Origin of the sequence: Caballeronia sp. SEWSISQ10-4 2 (genome assembly GCF_030464885.1) — a bacterium.
Taxonomy (GTDB): Bacteria; Pseudomonadota; Gammaproteobacteria; order Burkholderiales; family Burkholderiaceae; genus Caballeronia.
The window spans coordinates 1-18200 of sequence record NZ_JALPRJ010000120.1 but is presented as its reverse complement, the minus strand read 5'-3'; the positions used below and the strand labels follow the sequence as shown (position 1 = coordinate 18200).

14 protein-coding genes and 2 pseudogenes are annotated in these 18200 nt (G+C 56.2%); 10 read left to right on the top strand and 6 right to left on the bottom strand.

All coding sequences use genetic code 11. The features are described from left to right. Positions 1-1018: pseudogene (locus M0D69_RS40240) on the bottom strand (hypothetical protein); the annotation flags it as partial. Positions 1019-2111: 1093 nt separating this feature from the next. On the opposite strand from M0D69_RS40240, the gene M0D69_RS40235 reads away from it, so the two are divergent. The 3 genes from M0D69_RS40235 (at position 2112) to M0D69_RS40225 (ending at position 4788) form a co-directional block, all read left to right on the top strand. Next, a complete protein-coding gene (locus M0D69_RS40235) occupies positions 2112-3545 on the top strand; it encodes a hypothetical protein (protein ID WP_301787370.1) in 1434 nt (477 codons plus the stop codon). 349 nt (positions 3546-3894) lie between these two features. Beyond that, positions 3895-4458 carry an acyltransferase gene (locus M0D69_RS40230; RefSeq protein ID WP_301787369.1) on the top strand — a complete coding sequence of 188 codons (564 nt, stop codon included), beginning with the start codon at positions 3895-3897 and terminating at the stop codon, positions 4456-4458. Positions 4459-4512: 54 nt separating this feature from the next. Beyond that, positions 4513-4788, top strand: a complete 276-nt coding sequence (locus M0D69_RS40225) for a hypothetical protein (protein WP_301787368.1) — start codon at positions 4513-4515, stop codon at positions 4786-4788. Between the two features lie 53 nt (positions 4789-4841). Here M0D69_RS40225 and M0D69_RS40220 read toward each other — a convergent pair whose 3' ends face one another. After that, positions 4842-5303 carry a recombinase family protein gene (locus M0D69_RS40220; RefSeq protein ID WP_301787367.1) on the bottom strand — a complete coding sequence of 154 codons (462 nt, stop codon included), beginning with the start codon at positions 5301-5303 and terminating at the stop codon, positions 4842-4844. A gap of 9 nt (positions 5304-5312) precedes the next feature. After that, entirely contained in the window at positions 5313-5531 is a 219-nt protein-coding gene (locus M0D69_RS40215) for a recombinase family protein (protein ID WP_301787366.1), read from the bottom strand. A gap of 1000 nt (positions 5532-6531) precedes the next feature. Here M0D69_RS40215 and M0D69_RS40210 point away from each other — a divergent pair. The 6 genes from M0D69_RS40210 (at position 6532) to galU (ending at position 15489) form a co-directional block, all read left to right on the top strand. Continuing rightward, complete coding sequence (locus M0D69_RS40210; protein ID WP_301787365.1) at positions 6532-7329, top strand: hypothetical protein; 798 nt, start codon at positions 6532-6534, stop codon at positions 7327-7329. 125 nt (positions 7330-7454) lie between these two features. Beyond that, positions 7455-8591: an acyltransferase gene (locus M0D69_RS40205; protein WP_301787364.1), complete on the top strand. Its 1137-nt coding sequence runs from the start codon at positions 7455-7457 to the stop codon at positions 8589-8591. Between the two features lie 1349 nt (positions 8592-9940). After that, positions 9941-11467 (top strand): mannose-1-phosphate guanylyltransferase/mannose-6-phosphate isomerase, encoded by a 1527-nt coding sequence (locus M0D69_RS40200; RefSeq protein WP_301787363.1) that lies wholly within the window; start codon positions 9941-9943, stop codon positions 11465-11467. A 32-nt stretch (positions 11468-11499) separates the two neighbouring features. Beyond that, the gene (locus M0D69_RS40195) at positions 11500-12876 is read left to right on the top strand and encodes an undecaprenyl-phosphate glucose phosphotransferase (protein ID WP_301787362.1); all 1377 of its coding nucleotides are present in this window, start codon (positions 11500-11502) and stop codon (positions 12874-12876) included. Positions 12877-12947: 71 nt separating this feature from the next. Next, positions 12948-14075, top strand: coding sequence for a polysaccharide biosynthesis/export family protein (locus tag M0D69_RS40190; protein WP_301787371.1), 1128 nt, complete (start codon positions 12948-12950; stop codon positions 14073-14075). 532 nt (positions 14076-14607) lie between these two features. After that, positions 14608-15489 (top strand): UTP--glucose-1-phosphate uridylyltransferase GalU, encoded by an 882-nt coding sequence (gene galU, locus M0D69_RS40185; RefSeq protein ID WP_301787361.1) that lies wholly within the window; start codon positions 14608-14610, stop codon positions 15487-15489. Positions 15490-16112: 623 nt separating this feature from the next. Here the strand turns inward: galU and M0D69_RS40180 are convergent. The 3 genes from M0D69_RS40180 to M0D69_RS40175 form a co-directional block, all read right to left on the bottom strand. Continuing rightward, on the bottom strand, positions 16113-16457 hold the full coding sequence (locus M0D69_RS40180) for a hypothetical protein (RefSeq protein ID WP_301787360.1): 345 nt from the start codon (positions 16455-16457) through the stop codon (positions 16113-16115). A gap of 28 nt (positions 16458-16485) precedes the next feature. Continuing rightward, entirely contained in the window at positions 16486-16719 is a 234-nt protein-coding gene (locus M0D69_RS43965; RefSeq protein WP_367619831.1) for an ISAs1 family transposase, read from the bottom strand. 73 nt (positions 16720-16792) lie between these two features. Further along, positions 16793-17032, bottom strand: coding sequence for a hypothetical protein (locus tag M0D69_RS40175; RefSeq protein ID WP_301787359.1), 240 nt, complete (start codon positions 17030-17032; stop codon positions 16793-16795). 639 nt (positions 17033-17671) lie between these two features. Between M0D69_RS40175 and M0D69_RS40170 the strand changes: the two are divergent. After that, positions 17672-18200: pseudogene (locus M0D69_RS40170) on the top strand (hypothetical protein); the annotation flags it as partial.

The following is an 18200-nucleotide window of genomic DNA, read 5'->3' as shown; positions in this document are numbered from 1 at the left end:
TGGAGTTTTGACGGGTCAGCTCGTTGCCGCATTCGTAGATTGTCACGCCGTACGGCGCCAACGCGCCGGCGACGGTGACCCCGGTCGCACGAGCGGCGCTGTAGGCAACACTCTCGTTCGAGAAAAGGTTGCCGGACGAGTCAGTCAGGGACTGATCGATCAGCACGAACAGCGTCATGCCCGCCGCCTTGAATGCTTGGGCCAGGCCGATGAGCACGTTGAGTTGCCTCGAGTCAGCGCCGGTCCCGACGCGGTAGGTTGTGCAGCCCAGGGCCTTGAGCATGCTGACGATCTGCGCCGGCGTATAGGTGTAGTCGAAATGGCCGTTCACGCCATAGAAGGAGCCCACCGTCGCAGCGGTGGGGATGCGCGGATCGCTGCACCTTACCCACGTATCGTTGCCGCTCAGGACAAAGAACACATTGGTGCCGATGTGCCATATCTTGCCGCCGTACCACAGCAGCAAGCTCACGTTGTAGGTGTTGCCCACGGTCTGGTTGTTTCTGTAGATCACACCGCCGACCACGGTCCAGACGTTATTGGATTTGTCGATGATGTAAGTGGCAGACGGGATGGCGGTGCCGTCCGGGGAGGTTCCACCCAGGCGCGGATCCCTCGTGAGGCTCCAGAAAGAACCCATCCAGCAAAAGAACACGCCGCTACTGGTCTTGTGGTAGACGCTGTTGCCGAAGTAGAGGACGAGCGCCACGTTGTAGTTGACACCGGCTGTCGCGCCGTTTTGGTATACGACGCCGTTCACGAGTGTCCAGATCGCGCCGCCGGTGTCGACGATGGACGTTGCGGGCGGTATGGTCGTGTTGTTGGGCGAGGCTGCGGCCACGGCGGCGTTTGCAACTGCCATGGCCTTCGCCGCCGGATCCGAACTGTTGGCGTTGGCGACGGCGCCGCTCGTGGGCGTTCCATTGCCGCCACCGCATGCGGTCAAAAGGTAACTGCCACCGAGAGCCGTCAGGCAACCAAGGAATTCGCGTCGTTTTAACATGGCGAGTTTATCCATCGTCGAGAGCATCTCGATAAAAAATTGAGTTAAGCAATGGGCGCTTGCAAAAGGCGGCCGCGAGAAGACGCAGCGTCTTCAATTGTAATCAGTAATCCTAAATATGTGCTTAAGTCCGGACTCGTGTTGGAGTTCGTCAGTCAGTGATTGCCCGCAGGTCGAACGAGAAGTCCGGCGACTTGTGCTGCAGCGCATCGAAACAAACCGCGTTTCGCACATGAGCGCTTCGTCGCCGTCTTACACCTGCTTCGCTACGTGTCTCCTAAACGACTGACCGATATCATTTTTTAACGGCAGGTTGCCGTATAAATTACTTGTGACGGACGTCACGGGGTAAATAGTACGCATATGTACGGTAGCGCACCAACAATTTGTTACAAGGATTGTTATTTAGAAAAAGTCTGCTTCCAACGTGTTGTATGAGGAAATATTTGTCCAATTATATGAGTATATTTTACTCATATAGGTAAAAAGTACTTATTTTTAATATAATGGAAGAAGAAATACTTTTGATAAAGAAAAAAATATCGATCCGATCTGACACTTTTGAAAGCATAAGTATTTTATTCCAGTATCGGCGGAGCAATATTTTGCCGAATCGACGATCTGGAAAACCCTTATTGTTCAGATTAAATCATAACGAAGTAACTCGGGCATCCGCGGAAGATTGCAGTCAGGCAAAAATGACGAGTCATCGCGACGCCCTTCGACGGAAACGACCTAATTCGTAGTCATGGTTTTTCTTTCGTGGTCGAAAATACGTTGTCCGGCTGGTTGAGTATATGAAAAAATACTAGTTTCGATGAATTTACCAACGCCGATCTATTTGAGCGTCGATTCGAGTAAGGATGTACCTACAATCGAGCGCTCGCAGAAAGAACTCACTTATTTTCGTGGTTGAGATAATTTCAAGACGCGACGCAGGTCGAATTTGATTGCTGCGCCGCGGGGCGCTACGATCGAATTCGCCCCTGCGGACGAAAACGCTGCACCTGCTGGTCGCGTCGCGCTATTCGGATAAGCGGAGAAAACAACCGCCAGACTCTTGCAACGCACCCTTCACCGGCGGGCAATTTCAATGTGTGGAGGCGGCATGGCATTTGGAGTACGGCGTGGGCGTCGACAGGTACTGCGGGTACTTGCGGCGCTGGCAGGTTCGGGATTGCAGTCTGCTCGCGCGGCGGAGCAGGGCGCGGCGCCGGTCGCGGCGCGCCCGAAGACAGGCGCGCGCATGATTACGCAGATGATCGGTGCCAACGGTTGGGCAAGCGCGCCTGGCGATGTCGCCATGTGGAAGGACATGGGCATTACGTGGGGACGCGACGTTGTCGGTCCTGGCCAGGGCGAGTCGGGATCGAGCATCATGGACGTCGACAAGACTTCGCCGACCTACATTAGCGATCTGCCGCCCGCTATTCTCGCCAACAACCGCAACGGTATCCATTCGCTCCTGCTGCTCGGCTTTACGCCATGGTGGAACGCGACGGTGCCGAAAGATTCGAAGTCGGCGCCCAAGGATGTCCGCGCATGGGAACGTTACGTCGAGGCAGCGGTACGCAAGTATTCCGCGCCGCCCTATAACGTCAAGTATTTTCAGGTCTGGAATGAAGCTGCGGGCAAGTTGTCCGGCGGTCTGCAGCAGGCGACGTTCTGGCACGGTCCAGATGACGATGACGATGGCAAGCTCGACCGGCCTTACGAGCGGGCAATGCAGGATTATGTCGAACGCATTCACATTCCTGCCGCGCGCATCATCAGGAAGTACAAGGCTTACGTGGTGTACGGCGGCTGGCCCGATCAGGGAGGGCTCGACACGTTCACGCAATGGCTCGAATACCGTAGCCCGACGCTGAACGAACGCATGCTCGACTGCGTCGATTACCTCGATTTTCACTACCTGAACGTGGACGATCTCAGCCCGATCTACGACAAGTATGTGAAAAATGGCCCGGCTCGCGGCATCTGGCAAACGGAAATCGGTGATCGCTTTATCATCGACCCCTTTTACCTGCCTCGCTATTTTTTCGATTTCGCAGTGTGGGCACTCGAACGGAACTGGGACGATCCTGACAAGTACGTTTCGACGGTCTATCACTGGGACGGCTATGAACCTTTCAGACTCACACACAGGGGGCCGCCACGGACCTACAACGTCTCCGGCAGGTCGCTCGTCGTCCTCAGGAAAACGCTGCCGGGAGCGCTCGCGCCGCTCGCGGCTTCACTCAAGTTCAGTGAAGATGCATCGGGCAGCGCCCTGTATTCGGGTTCGGATATCGTGGTTCAAGTGAGTGCTTCAACGGGGTGGCGAACAGTAGAGATCAATACCCGAAGCACACCGGCTTCGGGGCAGGCAAGCGTCGCATTCATCGATGCGCTGACGGGCGTGGCGGCCGCCGCGCAAGATGCTCAGGTGACATGGAATGGGAGCACCTTGTCCGTTCGCTTCAAGGTACCTCAGGCGATGAACGGTGCGGAAAGGAAGACGCCCGCGCACTTGGCTTATCTGGTCGTCAGGTCAAAAGCGTAGCGAGGGCTCTCGGGTCTTCCGCCGGTTGCCGCTTCGCTTCGAGCGTCTTAGTCAATTGCACTACGCATTCAAAACCCTCGCCTATACGATGATCGATCTCCGGCACTACTGCCCGAACTGATCTCACGGCCGATGCATGTGCTTGGTGTTCGGCGCACCGCGCCGGGATCCTGCTCGTCCATTCCATGCCCAAACCTGCTCGCGATGGCGTAAATCATCGCTTCGCCTCCCCGCTCCCGCAGTCTTGCGCTCTCCTTCGGCAGCGCCACACCAGATTCCGATGGAAACCCGCAACCAGTTGTTATAGTGACTCCTGCGATTTATAGCTCAAGTGATAAATGGACATCCAATGAAACAACTGTTTAGAAACGCGTTGTCGAGATTCAAGACATTTTTCATAAAACGAACATTGAACTTGCAAAATGTGGCTTACGAGAGCCCGCCCATATATTCCGGCATGTGGCCAAGAATAAAAAACGAAGGCAAAATTCTCCTTGCCGGAAATTGTTCATTCCGTTCGTTTCGGACGAGACCGTATATTACGGTGCTGAAGGACGCGGTATTGGAGATCGGGCAGGGCACGTTCGTGAACGACGGAGTCAATCTCTGTGCAAAGTCGTCCATAAAAATAGGGGCCAATTGCAAGATAGGAGATATGACGTACATATACGACACCGATTTTCATCAGGTTTCTCCCCAGTATCCGACCAAATGCGCACCTATTTCGATTGGCAGTAATGTCTGGATAGGCGCAAATTCAATGATATTGGCTGGATCGAAAATAGGTGATCACTCCGTGATTGCGGCGGGTTCGATAGTCGTCGGAGAAATTCCAGCGAAGACATTGGCAGCAGGCTCTCCGGCAACAGTAATAAGACAACTGGTTATGCCGGATGATTGGGTGAGGGATTGACGGTCGGCATTTCAGCTGTTCGCGTCTCCGGCTGAATTTGCCGGGAAGGACGCGATGTCGATCCATGCGCGCGGCCAGCATCGTTTCGGAGACGGCGCGAAGCCCAACGATCTGACGATCATGCGCAAGAATGGCAAGTGGTTCGAGTCGGTCACGCTGGCAAGGCGGCGGCGTCACGCCATGGACGCGAAAGATAACTTTGATCGGCGTGAGGTCTTTGCGAGGATCCGAGGGGCCGGGACGATCCTCCGCTTCCGCCGTCTGATCGCGCGGTGGTGGGAATCGAATGGCGAATGGCGATGCTGTCGTCAGCCACCACAACCTCCTTGACGAGCAGTCTCGTGATGCGCTGACGGTCCTGAACTTCGAGGGTCTCGGCATGGCTACACAAACGCTCCAGGAATGCCGTTAGCGTTTCCGCCAGCCTCACACTTGGCGTAGCCGTCGTAGCCGTCGTAGCGCCAGGCGTCAGTGCCCAGGCCGCGGTAGTAGGAAATCTTACGTGCGCTACTGCGTGTCGAGCTCCGGTATAGGGCGTAGCCGCACTCGCGGCAGTGCACAAGGCCTTGGAGAATACTGGGTTCGATCGTCCGACGCGACGCGTGCTTCTCGTTGCTTTCTAGACGCTCCTGCGCCAGAGCGAACGTATCCGGATCGACCAGCGCGGGAACCGGAATCTGAATCCATTGGTCGGGCGGCAGTTCATGGCTCGCACTGTTGCGCGCGGGTAGGCCACCGCGCTGACGTAGTGTCCGGTTGTTGGTACGCTCTCGCACAGCCTGCTGAGTCTTTCCAAAGCAGGCCATACCACGATAGGCAGGATTGCGAAGTATAGCCCAAACCATGAACCGCTCTCAGCGTGCTGCGCCCTTTTTGGTGGGAACCCCCAACTCGTTCAAACGGGGCGTTACGGCACCGATGCTCAGCCCCGTCACCGTGTATAACTCGTAGATTTGGCGGGCCATCTGCGCCTCGGCGTCGATCACCGCGTAACCCCCTGCCTGCTCGTCGCTCTTGCGTTCGTAGCGGTAACCGTAGGGCGCGCCACTTAACACGCTGATCTCGCCTTGCACGGTACAGCTGTCCTCGCCGCGAGCGTTCGAGGATCTGAGCGCGTTCGTACTCTGCGTTTTGCGGTTATCTGCAAAACGCAGATGATGCGGAGCGCGGAATTATGCAAAGCCACACCGCCAAAGTGGCGGCGTAGCTTGCATCTCAACAGTACTCCACTCTGCATTATTGCGGCTCGAACAATGAGGAATAGTAAATCCGCAAATCAATTTGCATGACATTGTTAATAAATGGTCCGCAGTTATATATACCTGACAAACGATATTGCGAGGCAAATGACCCAAGTCAACTTCGCGAGGAAGGCGACGGCCTGTTGAGCAAAACGACGGCCTGTTGAGCAAAACCTACCAGCCCCGACAATCCTTGCTGCACCGTAGCAAAATTTCGCGTAAACTGATCACGCAGGTCGCGCAACCGCCTGATCGGCCCTAAAGGTCGATGGTTTGGCCGATAGTGCTGACATCTCGTGCTAATGCCTGGTCAACGATACGTCTAGAGTAATACGTTGCATGCAGCGCAGCATGTGAGGTTGGCGCCGCAATTGGAATGCCATGCATTCCTTACGAGATTGCATATACCGCAATATAGAAGCTAAAAGCGTAAAGGATTGCGATTTTACCTTCGGTGTTTGCTTGGCGATAATGTCATTGCAACTGTTAAATCCAACCGGACCCGTACGAAATGACGCAGACCTTCGAGGACGCATCCGGCGGCATTGAAAGAAAATCCGTAGCTGCACGGCGCACCCAGATTATGATGTGTCCGTTCGCCAACAACACGAATCGCTATATAGAGATCCAGAAAGACTTGTTCAGGGCGATTGGTTACGACGTTGTGCCTCTCTCCATGAAAGGGCTTCTACAAGGCGGGTTCATTCAGCTGTTCAATCCCAACAATATCGTTGTGTTTCATTGGCTCGAGTTGCGACCTTTTAAGCGAAAAAACGGCCGCACTCATCTGACCATCCTAGGGTGTCTAATTTTCGCGTTCTACTGCTCACTGATGTCCATTGGGCGAGCGAAGGTCGTTTATTTTCAACACGACCATGCGGTCCACGATACGACAGGTTTCATCAGGCGCCTGTCGATTCGGCTGATCAGGTTTGTGCGCGGTCTCGCGGATTTTCGCGTGGTCCATGCGCCGGATTGCCAGGCTAGATACGACGCCGAATATCTGCCGCATCCGCTCTACTGGGATGTGCCGGGACAGGCGTCGAGCACGTCGAAGAACGACACTGGGGCGCCTTTGTTCTCGCTGCTCGGCGCGATTCGCCCGTACAAGCAGATCTCGGCCGTGCTCGATGTCTGGCCAGCCGAATGCAACCTGTATATCGCCGGTCTTGGCAGTGAGTCCTACATCGCGACGCTCAATGGCATCATCAGTCAGCGGTCGCTACGAGATGCCGTGCGCCTCGACGCCAAGTTCCTCTCCGATGCCGAATTCGCGCAGGGCATCGCGAACAGTGACGTCCTCATTCTTCCGCACGCGGCAGATTCCATGCTGGTGAGCGGAGCGTTCTTCGAGGCGATCGGACGCGTGCCGCTGGTGATTTCGCGCTCGACGCCGTTCATGATCTGGGCGGCCAATAAATTCGACAATGTTCTGCTGTTCAATAGCATTGACGAACTCCCGGAGATAGTCCGTTCTGTCCAACAGTCGTGGCCCGATATCGCCCGCAAGTTGGGCAACGGCCTGGCTACTGATGAATTCGGCTGGGCCTCATGTTGCCGGCGCTACGCGCAGTTCTTCGAGACTGTCGTAGGCCGGGGAGAAACCGTCGAGAAACCCGCCGCCAAGTAGCCGGCGCTTTCGCCCGGTGCTGACGGATATGAGCCACCGATGAGGCGTCCCCCAAAGGGTCTTCGCATCGGGCCAACGACAGTTGGCAACCGCTTCTAACAAAGCCTAATGGCCAAGGAAATACTATGCATCAATACCTAAGGCAGGATTCAGCCCCAAAAAATAACAAGCTCCTCGGGCTGGAAATAATACGCTTCATTGCGGCGATGTCGGTTTTATTCTGGCACTATCAACATTTCTTTTACGTCGCCGATAAACCGACCGATTTTGTGAGCGAGCAGCAGCCTCTTTACTCGGCTTTCAGTTTTTTCTACACCTATGGCCATATGGGTGTTCAGGTTTTTTGGTGCATCAGCGGTTTCATATTTTTCTCGAAATATAGAAGGACGATCTCGGAAAAAATTATAGATCACAAAAAATTTTTTGTGCTGCGATTCTCACGCCTCTATCCTCTTCACTTTGCAACGCTGCTGCTCGTTGCTGCGCTCCAGGTAATCTATTTTTCTAGAAATAACGTCTACTTTGTTTATCAGAACAATGATTTTCGGCATTTAATTCTTCAACTTTTCTTCGCAAGCAACTGGGGATTCCAGAGGGGTGACAGTTTCAACGGCCCGGTCTGGTCGATTTCTGTTGAAGTCGTAATTTACATGATTTTCTTTTTGGCATTGCGTTATGTTGGAAAATCCTGGCTGGTGAACATAGCTGTCTTGCTGTTATGCGCTGCGTCCAGGGTGGTCCACGGTCCTTCGCCTATTGTCGACTGCCTGGGATTTTTTTATATCGGCGGCCTTTCGGCCATCGCGCTTCAATATTTCGAGAAAACCAAATATCATAATCTGCTCAGTGCTCTGTCTTTGGCTGCCGTCTTTCTCGTGCCCGTCACGGCGTACGTGACCAGGATTTACCACTATAAGTCCTTCGCTTTCTTGTTCTTGATGACATATGTGCCGACGCTGCTTTACATCGCGGCGCGAAACGTTACCGTGCATCCGACCATTCAGAGCGTAATCGAGGCAGCCGGTAATATGACTTACTCAAGTTATCTGATACATTTTCCAATTCAGCTGACGATAGCGATATTATTCGCGAACACGAACCAAGCAATTCCTGCTCACAGCCTGACGTTTTTCCTCGGATTCATGTTCGTGACACTTGTTGCGTCGTATTACATTTTTCGGTTTTTTGAAAAACCGGCACAAGATTTTATTAGACATAAGTTTAGGCGACTGTCGACCAAGTCGGCTCAAGCGCAGCTCTAGTCACTGATGGACACTTTTGCGTAGACGCAGGATGCGTGTGCGCGACGAACGCCATGAGGACGCGGACGGTCAGTTGCATGAACGTGCGATTGGCGACATTCCACCTCGTGCGGTACAACGTTAACGGTTCCTCTAGAAAAGGATATGGGCGCGCCGTCCTTGCTTCGACTTGAGCAAAAGAATCTGCCGGAAGTATTCAACTGCCGGTCCGAGAAAGATCACGCGTGCCGGCATATGGCACGCAGCGAGCAATGGTCACCTAACGATGGACCGCGAAGATCTGATCTGCTCTCGCCTCGAGTCCCTAGCGCCTTCGGTAGTCGCGGCGACGCCACGCAAGGAGCGTGGCTGCGCTCAATCGTCTGGGTTTGTCACCTTTAGGTCTACGAATCGAACAGTCGTGGCTTCGCATTCGCGGCACCTACAAATTTGCGCCTCTATTGCCGCGTATCGCTTTCAAAGATGGCCATCCGGGGACAGACAGTACCAAGCACTCCGGTTCAGCAATTGCTTGCCGCCTAGTCATCCCGCCAAGCCCACCCCACCAGATTTGACAGTTGCTCGGACGGCGTCCGGTTGGACATCCCGCTTGCGTATTGGAACGCACCGGCACTGAAACCTCCGAATTGTCGGCCAGAATGTCACCTCTTTGCGCCAAGAGCGTCCTAACTTGTCAGAGGATGCCTATGATGCACTGCAATGGGAACGGATTTTCTAGTCAGTGAGTACAGCAAGTTCTTACGCGAGCGCAGCGCGCAAGGTGAAGCCAACCACATCGCGAGTCGCCTTTTCGACAGTTTTGTCCCGGCCAGCGAGGCATCGTGCGCGAGCCTTTATTTGGGGCACAACTGTCGATCTTGGCGGTGGAGAGTTGCTGCGCGTGCGACATGCGCCTCCGATGCGTCAATTGCAGGAACGCGGCATGCTCTTCGTCGGTACAAGTGTGGACCGACGAGATGAATGGGCGACACTACCGCGTATTAGACGCGTTATTCGTAGCTCGCGGCAATCGGGGCTGGCGACGACGCTCATCCCGCTGTCTGGCATCCGTCAGGGGCACGGTTTCCTCGGGTGACAATTTGGCATCGCGGCGAGCTGATCTCAGTACAACTCGAGCGGACGTTCTCCTGCGGGGATGGTCTGGCCAAGATTTTCCTTAAGCGTGTGCGAATTGACCCACGGCATACCGAATGTGAAGTCGCCGACACGCGCGCGTCTTATGCAAATCAAACCATCTCGTTAACGGCGGTCATGGCGTTGACGGAGTGAAGAGGTTCCACAGAGCCGAAATCAGCGGTTAACGCAGACAGCATCACCCGGGAACGGGTTCACGAATAAAGGAATCGAAAATGGACAAGCTAAAGCGGAGTATCGAAGAGGCCGATCAGACCATGGCTGCGGCAGGCATTGCGGCGGATTGCCGACGCCTCGTGCAGGTGATTCTCGCGGGCGGTTCGGGCACGCGTCTTTGGCCCGTGTCGCGTGAACAATTTCCGAAGCAACTGATCGGCGTGATCGGCACGGAGTCGCTGTTACAGGCTACCGTGCTACGCATGAAGGGGTTTCCGGCTGCGTGGGACGTCGTCGCAGAGCCGGTGATCGTGTGCGGCGAAGAACATCGCTTCGCCACCGCCGAACAGGCTCGCGAGAGCGGCGTGAAGGCGCGCATCGTGGTTGAGCCCGCGCGCCGCGATACCGCGCCGGCGCTGACGCTCGCCGCACTGACCGCTTGCGCCGACGGCCAGGACGCGATCCTCGTTGCCATGCCGGCCGATCACGCTATTGCCGATATCGCTGCACTGCATGCGGCCATCGAGATCGCGGCGCATCATGCGCAGGCTGGCGAGATTGCTGCACTCGGCATTCCGCCGACGCGTCCCGACACCGGTTTTGGCTACATCCGTCTGGGGGATTCACTGCAAGACGGCGCTCACAGCATTGAGCGCTTCGTCGAGAAGCCAGCTGCAGAACTAGCCGCGCAATACGTTGCAGCTGGCAGCTACTGGTGGAACAGCGGCATCTTCGTGGTGCGTGCATCGGTATGGCTTGCCGTACTCGAACAACTGCAACCGGAGATGTACCTGGCATGTGTCTCGGCGCAGGAGCAGGGCAAGAACGCCGACGGATACTCGCGTCCAGATGCGGCGCAATTCGCCAAGTCGCCGTCCGATTCAATTGACTATGCGGTAATGGAGCATCTCGGCAAGCCCGGTTCGCCATTCAAGGGCGTGGTCGTTCCGCTCGAAGCGGGCTGGTCCGATCTTGGTTCGTGGGATGCCGTCTGGGATGCGATGGATAAGGACGAGGCCGGCAATGTGGCAAGCGGCCGTGTTTTGTTCGAAGGGGCGACCGCGACATACGCGCGTTCGGAAGGCGGCAGGCTCGTGGCGTGTGTGGGCACGACGAACCTGATCGTGGTGGAAACCGACGACGCCGTGCTGGTGGCCGACCGCTCGTGCGTGCAGGACATCAAGGGTCTCGTGTCGCGCATTAAGAAGCAGAAATCACCCGAAGCAGATACGCACAGAAAGGTTCGCCGCCCTTGGGGATTTTACGACTCCATTGATCACGGCGAGCGTTTTCAGGTCAAACGCATCGTGGTGAATCCGGGTGCGCGCCTGTCGCTACAAATGCATCACCACCGTGCGGAGCATTGGACTGTCGTGTGCGGGACAGCGCTTGTCACGCGCGGTGAAGAAGAGTTTCTGCTGAGCGAAAACGAATCGGCCTACATTCCGCTTGGCGTGCGTCACCGGTTGGAGAATCCTGGCCGTGTGCCCCTCGAGATCATTGAAGTGCAATCCGGCACGTATCTAGGCGAAGACGACATCGTCCGGTTCGATGACAAGTATGGCCGTGCAGTCAATCAACCGTAAAGCAACAAGGTTAGTGGTTCGGAGGACATAGAATGCGTGGCATAACAGACCTACTGGCGAGAGTGTTCGACGTCGCGATGATCGTATTGGGTGCAATCGTCGCGTCGCAAATCCGTTTCGATGACATTTCGCAGCGTAGCTTCTATCCGGCGTTCGTCGCCTTCGCGGCGGCGCTTGCGCTTGCTTTGTTTCCGATGTTCGGCGTATATGAATCGTGGCGCGGCCGCTCGAAGGCCGCGCTCACCGGGCGGGTCGCGCTCAGCTGGCTCATTGTGCAGGTCTGTGCGCTGGCGCTGATGTTCTCCCTGCACCGTATCGACTTCGTGTCACGTCTCTGGTTGGTCTACTGGACCGGCATGACCGGCGCCGCGATGATTGCGGGCCGTCTAGCCACGTATCGCGTGTTGGCTAGGGTGCGCAACGCGGGGCTAAACCTGCAGCAGGTAGCGGTTGTTGGTTGCGGCGAACATTGCGACGCGATCATTCGCAAGATCGACACGGCGCCGGCCGCGGGATTCCGAGCGACGGCCGCCTACAACGTCCAAGAGGGCGCGACGATGAACACGCGCGTACCGGTGTTCGAGGAGCACGAAGCCTTCGCCAGTTGCGTTCGTAAGCAGAAGATCGACGAAGTCTGGCTTGCCCTGCCGATGACTGAAGAAGCGAAGCTTCTCAAGCTCGTTGACGAATTTCGCAATGACCTCATCAACATCCGCTTCATGCCCGACGTGCGAACGCTCGCGCTCTTCGAAGGCAGCGTGACGAACCTGCTTGGCGTGCCGACCATCAATTTGGCGACTTCGCCGTTGCCGCCGAAGGCCGTCATGCAAAAGGATATCTTCGACCGGCTTTTCGCAGCCGGTGCATTGCTCGCGGTGTCGCCAATCCTCCTTGCCTGCGCGATCGCGGTAAAGCTCAGTTCGAGCGGTCCGGTGTTTTTCAAGCAAAACCGTAAGGGCGCCGATGGCCGCGTCTTCAGCATCTTCAAGTTCCGCACAATGCGCCTGCATGCACAGAAGGCCGGCGTGCTCGAGCAGGCAACGCGCGGCGATCCACGTATCACTCGCGTAGGGGGCTTCTTGCGCCGCACGAGCCTTGACGAGCTTCCGCAATTCATCAATGTTCTGCGCGGTGAGATGTCGGTGGTGGGACCGCGTCCCCACGCACTCGAGCACGACGACCTTTATCAGAAGGTTGTGTCGGGATACATCCATCGCTACCGGATCAAGCCTGGCATCACCGGGTGGGCTCAGGTGAACGGCTTTCGGGGCGAAACCGACCGCATCGAAAAAATGGAGGGACGCGTAGCGCACGATTTGTACTACCTCGGGAACTGGTCGTTCGGACTTGATGTGAAAATTATTTTCGCGACGATCTTCAAAGGCTTACGCCACACCAACGCTTACTGAAGTGGTCAACTACCATCATGAATGTGACACAACAATCCGGTGCTGCGATGCCGAACAACAACAGCCATGGCATGCTTGGAGCGCGTATGGCGCTTGCCATGGCGCTCGCCGCCATGCTTTCGGCCTGCGCTCTGGCGCCGGGTCAGCATATGACTACGCCGCCAGCCCTGCCGGCCACGACCGCCGATAACGGCGACGTGACGAGCGACATGCAGATCCCGGTCAAGCAAATCGACCTGGCGCTGATCCGCGAGATCCGCGCGGACCAGAAGAACGACACTAAGGTGCAGAGCCAGCTCAATTTGTTTGCGAAGCCGGCCGGCTACAAGCTCGGTTCGGGCGACGTGCTGCAGATCACGGTATGGGATCACCCCGAACTTGCCGCGGCAGTCGGCCAGCCGGCGCAGAACACGAAGAGCTCGGATGCGGCGCCTGGATTTGTGGTCAACAGCGAGGGCAACATCCAGTTTCCGTATATCGACAAACCGATCCGTGCTGCGGGCAAGCGCGCGGAAGAGGTGCAGCGCGAGATCTACACCGAGCTGAGCAAAGTGTTCGTCAAGCCGCAGGTGACGGTTCGCGTGGCTTCGTTCCGCGCCGCGCAAGTGTATGTAGACGGCGATGTGCGTGCACCGGGTGCGCAGACCATCAATGACATTCCGATGACGCTGACCGAAGCCGTCAGCCGCGCGGGCGGCTTTGCGCCGACCGCCGACCAGAGCCGCGTGACGATCACGCGCAACGGCACGGCCTATCCGGTGAACGTCGCGCAGATGATGAAAATGGGCAAGAGCCCCGCCGACATCATGCTGCAACCGGGCGACATGCTGCATGTGGATGCCCGCGACGACAACAGCGTCTATGTGATGGGCGAAGTGGTGAAGCCGCAGGCCGTGTCGCCGTTGCGTGACGGCACGCTCACGCTGGGCGAAGCCCTCACGCAGGCGGGCCAGATCAACCAGGAAACGTCGGATGCGAAGCAGCTTTTCGTGCTCCGCCAAGCAACCGGGGACGCGCCGGTGATCTATCACCTCGACGCCCGATCGCCGGTTTCGATGTTGCTCGCGAATCAGTTCGATCTGCAGTCGAAGGATGTGGTCTACGTCGACAACAGTGGTCTCGTCCGCGCCAACCGCGTGTTGAACCTGTTGTTGCCGGCTATTAACGCTGGTCTGACCGGCGCGATCGTAACCAAGTAGCTCTGAAAATTGCATCTAGGATTGCGGCAGCCCGTTAAAACGAACGCGTTTGAGTGAACGAAAAAACGGCCATGAATTGTGTAAATCGCCGTCCACGCGGTGAAATGGACGGCGTCGTCGCGGCGCTCGCGATTTGCCTCTTTGTAAGCGATGCTGTCATTTTCACTACAGGTTCAAGCGAACCAGAAACGGGTCAACCGAAACTATTTGGATCCGACGGCTATCCTATACAAGCTCCGTTTCGGAGCGGCTATTTTAGCGAGAGCTCAGGAATGCTATTCAATATAGATGACCCTATTGGCGTTGACCGGATAACATGGACGCTATCGCCGTGGTCCCTCGCAAGGGCAAAGTGGTTCTGTCGCGAAAAGGGTGATTAAGGCAAATTGATTCGATATGTTGAGGATTTCTTGCGTCATCAACGAATAGAATTCGTTCGGCGGCTGCCGGGCGGTTCCACGCGCACACTTCATCTGTCCCTTGGCAATTCAGGCTCGACGTTTAAACACGAAATGAGGATCAGGGTCATCAAATGTTCAAAGTTACGAAAGCAGTTTTCCCGGTTGCGGGTCTAGGCACTCGATTCCTCCCCGCGACCAAAGCCAGCCCGAAGGAGATGCTGCCCGTGGTTGACAAGCCGCTTATCCAGTACGCGGTCGAGGAGGCCATGGCTGCCGGCATCACGGAAATGATCTTCGTGACGGGGCGCAGCAAGCGCGCGATCGAGGATCACTTCGACAAGTCGTATGAGCTCGAAGCCGAGCTGGAGGCACGAGGCAAGCAAGAGCTGCTCGACCTCGTGCGCAGTATCACGCCGAGTAACGTCGATTTTTTCTATGTACGTCAGGCCGAAGCGCTCGGCCTTGGCCACGCGGTGCTGTGCGCAGAGAAGTTGGTCGGCGATAACCCGTTCGCCGTGATTCTTGCGGATGACTTGCTGTACGGCACGCCGCCGGTGATGACGCAGATGATCGAAGTCTTCGATCACTATCACAGTTCGGTGATCGGTGTGGAAGAGATACCGGCGGAGAATTCCAAGTCGTACGGCGTGATCGACGGCAAGGAATGGGAACCCAATATTTTCAAACTATCGGGCATTGTGGAAAAACCGGAACCGGAAGTTGCCCCGTCGAATCTCGGCGTAGTGGGCCGTTACGTGCTGAAGCCACGAGTGTTCGATCACATCCGCGCGTTGAAGCCGGGAGCCGGCGGTGAACTACAACTGACGGACGCAATCCAGTCGCTGCTCGCCGACGAGCAAGTGCTCGCGTACAAGTATCACGGCACACGTTTTGACTGCGGCAGCAAACTCGGTTATCTGAAAGCAACGGTGGAATTCGCGCTGCGACATCCGGAAGTCGCAACTGATTTTGAGGAATACCTAAAGACGTGTTCACCACATCTGGTTGGGTGATTCGCGCAGAGCAATTAAGCGGTCGATGTGACCAGTTTTTGGCGGCCTTGTTGCATGGAGGAGGGCGAGGACGAAGTTTTTCCTTTCCCATCCGCTACGCTGGCTGCGCCTTATAACGGACGAATTTCGGGCGTGCAGCGTCGAGGATGCGGTTGAGCACCGCCACGCCGATGGTGGTTTCGATTCGTTGGGCAGGCAGCTCGCGCGCCCGCAGGCGGGTGCCGATCAGCGCCTTGTAGCTGCTTATTCATAGCAATCTCCACCACCGCGCGCCGACCGTAGCCGATTGAAGCCGGCCGGACCGGCCGTCCCTGTGTCTGAAATATCTGCAGGTACCGCTCGTGCGGCGTCGGCTGCGGTGTACCGACACCTCGACACAGGGCTGTTAAGTTCTCTGGTGCGCAACAGAGACCGCGTGATCGAAGTTGAGAGTATTTCTGTAGACGGCCCGTGAAAATACATGGCTCATCGCTGGCGCGCATGCAGCTGAGCGCGATTGACGCAGTCGGGCAAGGATGCCTGGCTGCGCCCGAATGCGGCAGGCGTCTTCGAACATCACGACATCACGGACATGATGGTTCTGGTTTTCAACGGACCAATGGCCGAGAATGGCTCCTTGAAAGCTACTCGGCGAATAGGACAGCTGTGCTCACCCACCATGCTGTTTCTTCACCGGACTGTGCCATTCCCTTGCGTTTTTGCTCAATGACGCGGACGACTTTCACCACGGCTTGAACCAGCGGTTGCCAGCCTTGCGGCAGCCACGCACTGGGCGGGATAAAAGTATCGATCATGCGCGTCTCTATGCGCCCGTGCCCCTTGTCGTGATCGACGTGCTGTTGGGAAGGGCTCGGGTATTGAGCCAACATCTGACACATCGCGAGCAGATCAGGCTTGTTTTCCTTTACCAGCACCAGCACCAGCACCAGCACCAGCACCAGCACCAGCACCAGCACCAGCACCAGCACNNACCAGGCTCGTCGCCGCCTGAACGAGCTATCGCAAGTGTTTGTTTTGGCAATGCATGGCATCAAGCGTGAACACACGTCCTGAAATCCCCAGAGACTCAATCATCGACTGCACGGCCGGAATTTCGTTGGAATTGTCTGCGACTTCAACATGCCCCAGGATAATCAGGTCATCCTGCGTAAAAGCTGACACCAACTGCCGTGCCCGCAGGTCCATCACACGCGACGCACTTCCTCGCAGCGCTTTGCCATCGAGCGCAATGAACTATATTCCCGGCTGCGTCGACACCTGCTTTTCGGCATGCAAGCGAACGACTTCCTCGACTTGCGTCGCATCAAGTTTCAGCAGAAACCGACGAATCCCAACCCCATGTGGGCGCTTTCTTCCATGACGTGCCAAACAGGGCATTGAGCTGTCCCAGTCGCTCTTCGATGAAAAGCCCCGTCTTTCTCAATGATGTCGGGCCGGACAACACGGCCAGCAATAATGCGCATAGCAACGGCTCCTGCTGATAACGCGTGCCTCTCGCTCTGAGTTGATCGACCAGTTCCGAAAATAATCGCCCAAGCAACATCCCGATTCACCATAGACAACTCAAAGAATTACGTTGGCACAATCTTCGAGGAGTTAACAGCTCTGCGCAAATCCTCTGTCTATTTGTGAAACGTCGCTTTCTCAGGTATGATTTTTAATGTGATCGACAGAGACGGAAATAGATACCTCTTTGCAAGATTTCGATCCACTGCTTGACTATTCATCTCGCGAGAACCGATGTAAGTGGGATGCCGGTAGCTCGACCTCCGATGCATTGTTGTCCAAAGTACTTTTTCGCTAAAGGCCTATTCTCTTTAGGCCGCGGTCAGATTGCTGTTTGACGATTCAACTTTCGATTCCTCCTTCGGCGTGCGAGTCGCCTGAACGTTCGTTCCTATTGTTTCGTTATCCGAACAAAGGTGCCTCAGCCTGAGCTGGTTAGGTACACTCACTGGCCCGACCGGGAGAAACGCATTCATTAACCTTACCGTCGAGTTTCGACGATGGAACAAGCTCCGACATGCTAAAACGACGTCAATTCCTTACCGGGCTGGCAGCCCTCGCTGGTAGCCCACTCCTGGGTGCGGTTTCGGCTCATGCCGCCGTGACTGCCTCGGCCGATGCCACGGCCATCCCGGGTGCCTCGAGCATCACTGACAGCCTGGGTTCGATATGGACCGTGAGCAACGGCGTCATCTTTAGAAACGGTCAAACCGTTGGCAACACCTACAACGTGAGCTTGCTGCTGTGGTACGGCGGCAAAGTCTGGCACAGCGGCACCGGAGGTCAGTTCTATGTCCTGACCGGAAACGATACGTGGGTGCAGTGCAACGATCCGCGGGTCGCGATCCCGGGAGCGGTGGGCTCCTTTTACGGCATGAATGGCCACTTCGACTACACTTATACGCCGGCGCAAATCATCAGCATGCTCAAGGCCCTGGGCTGCACAACGTACCGCGTGGGATGTACGGATGATCCAAGGCAACTCAACGCAGTAGCCGCGCTAGCCCAAGCGTTCGAAAACGCTGGGATGACACTCTTCGTCCTGGTGAACGTCGGCCTGTCCGACTCATCGGGCAACCTCTACCCTAACGAAGAGGTTGCCTACAGTACGGCTCGCGGCGCCAGCCAAACGATTGCCAGTACCCTGTCACCGTACGGCGTGACAATCTACGAATGCGGCAACGAGCTGACCCGTCAAAACTCCA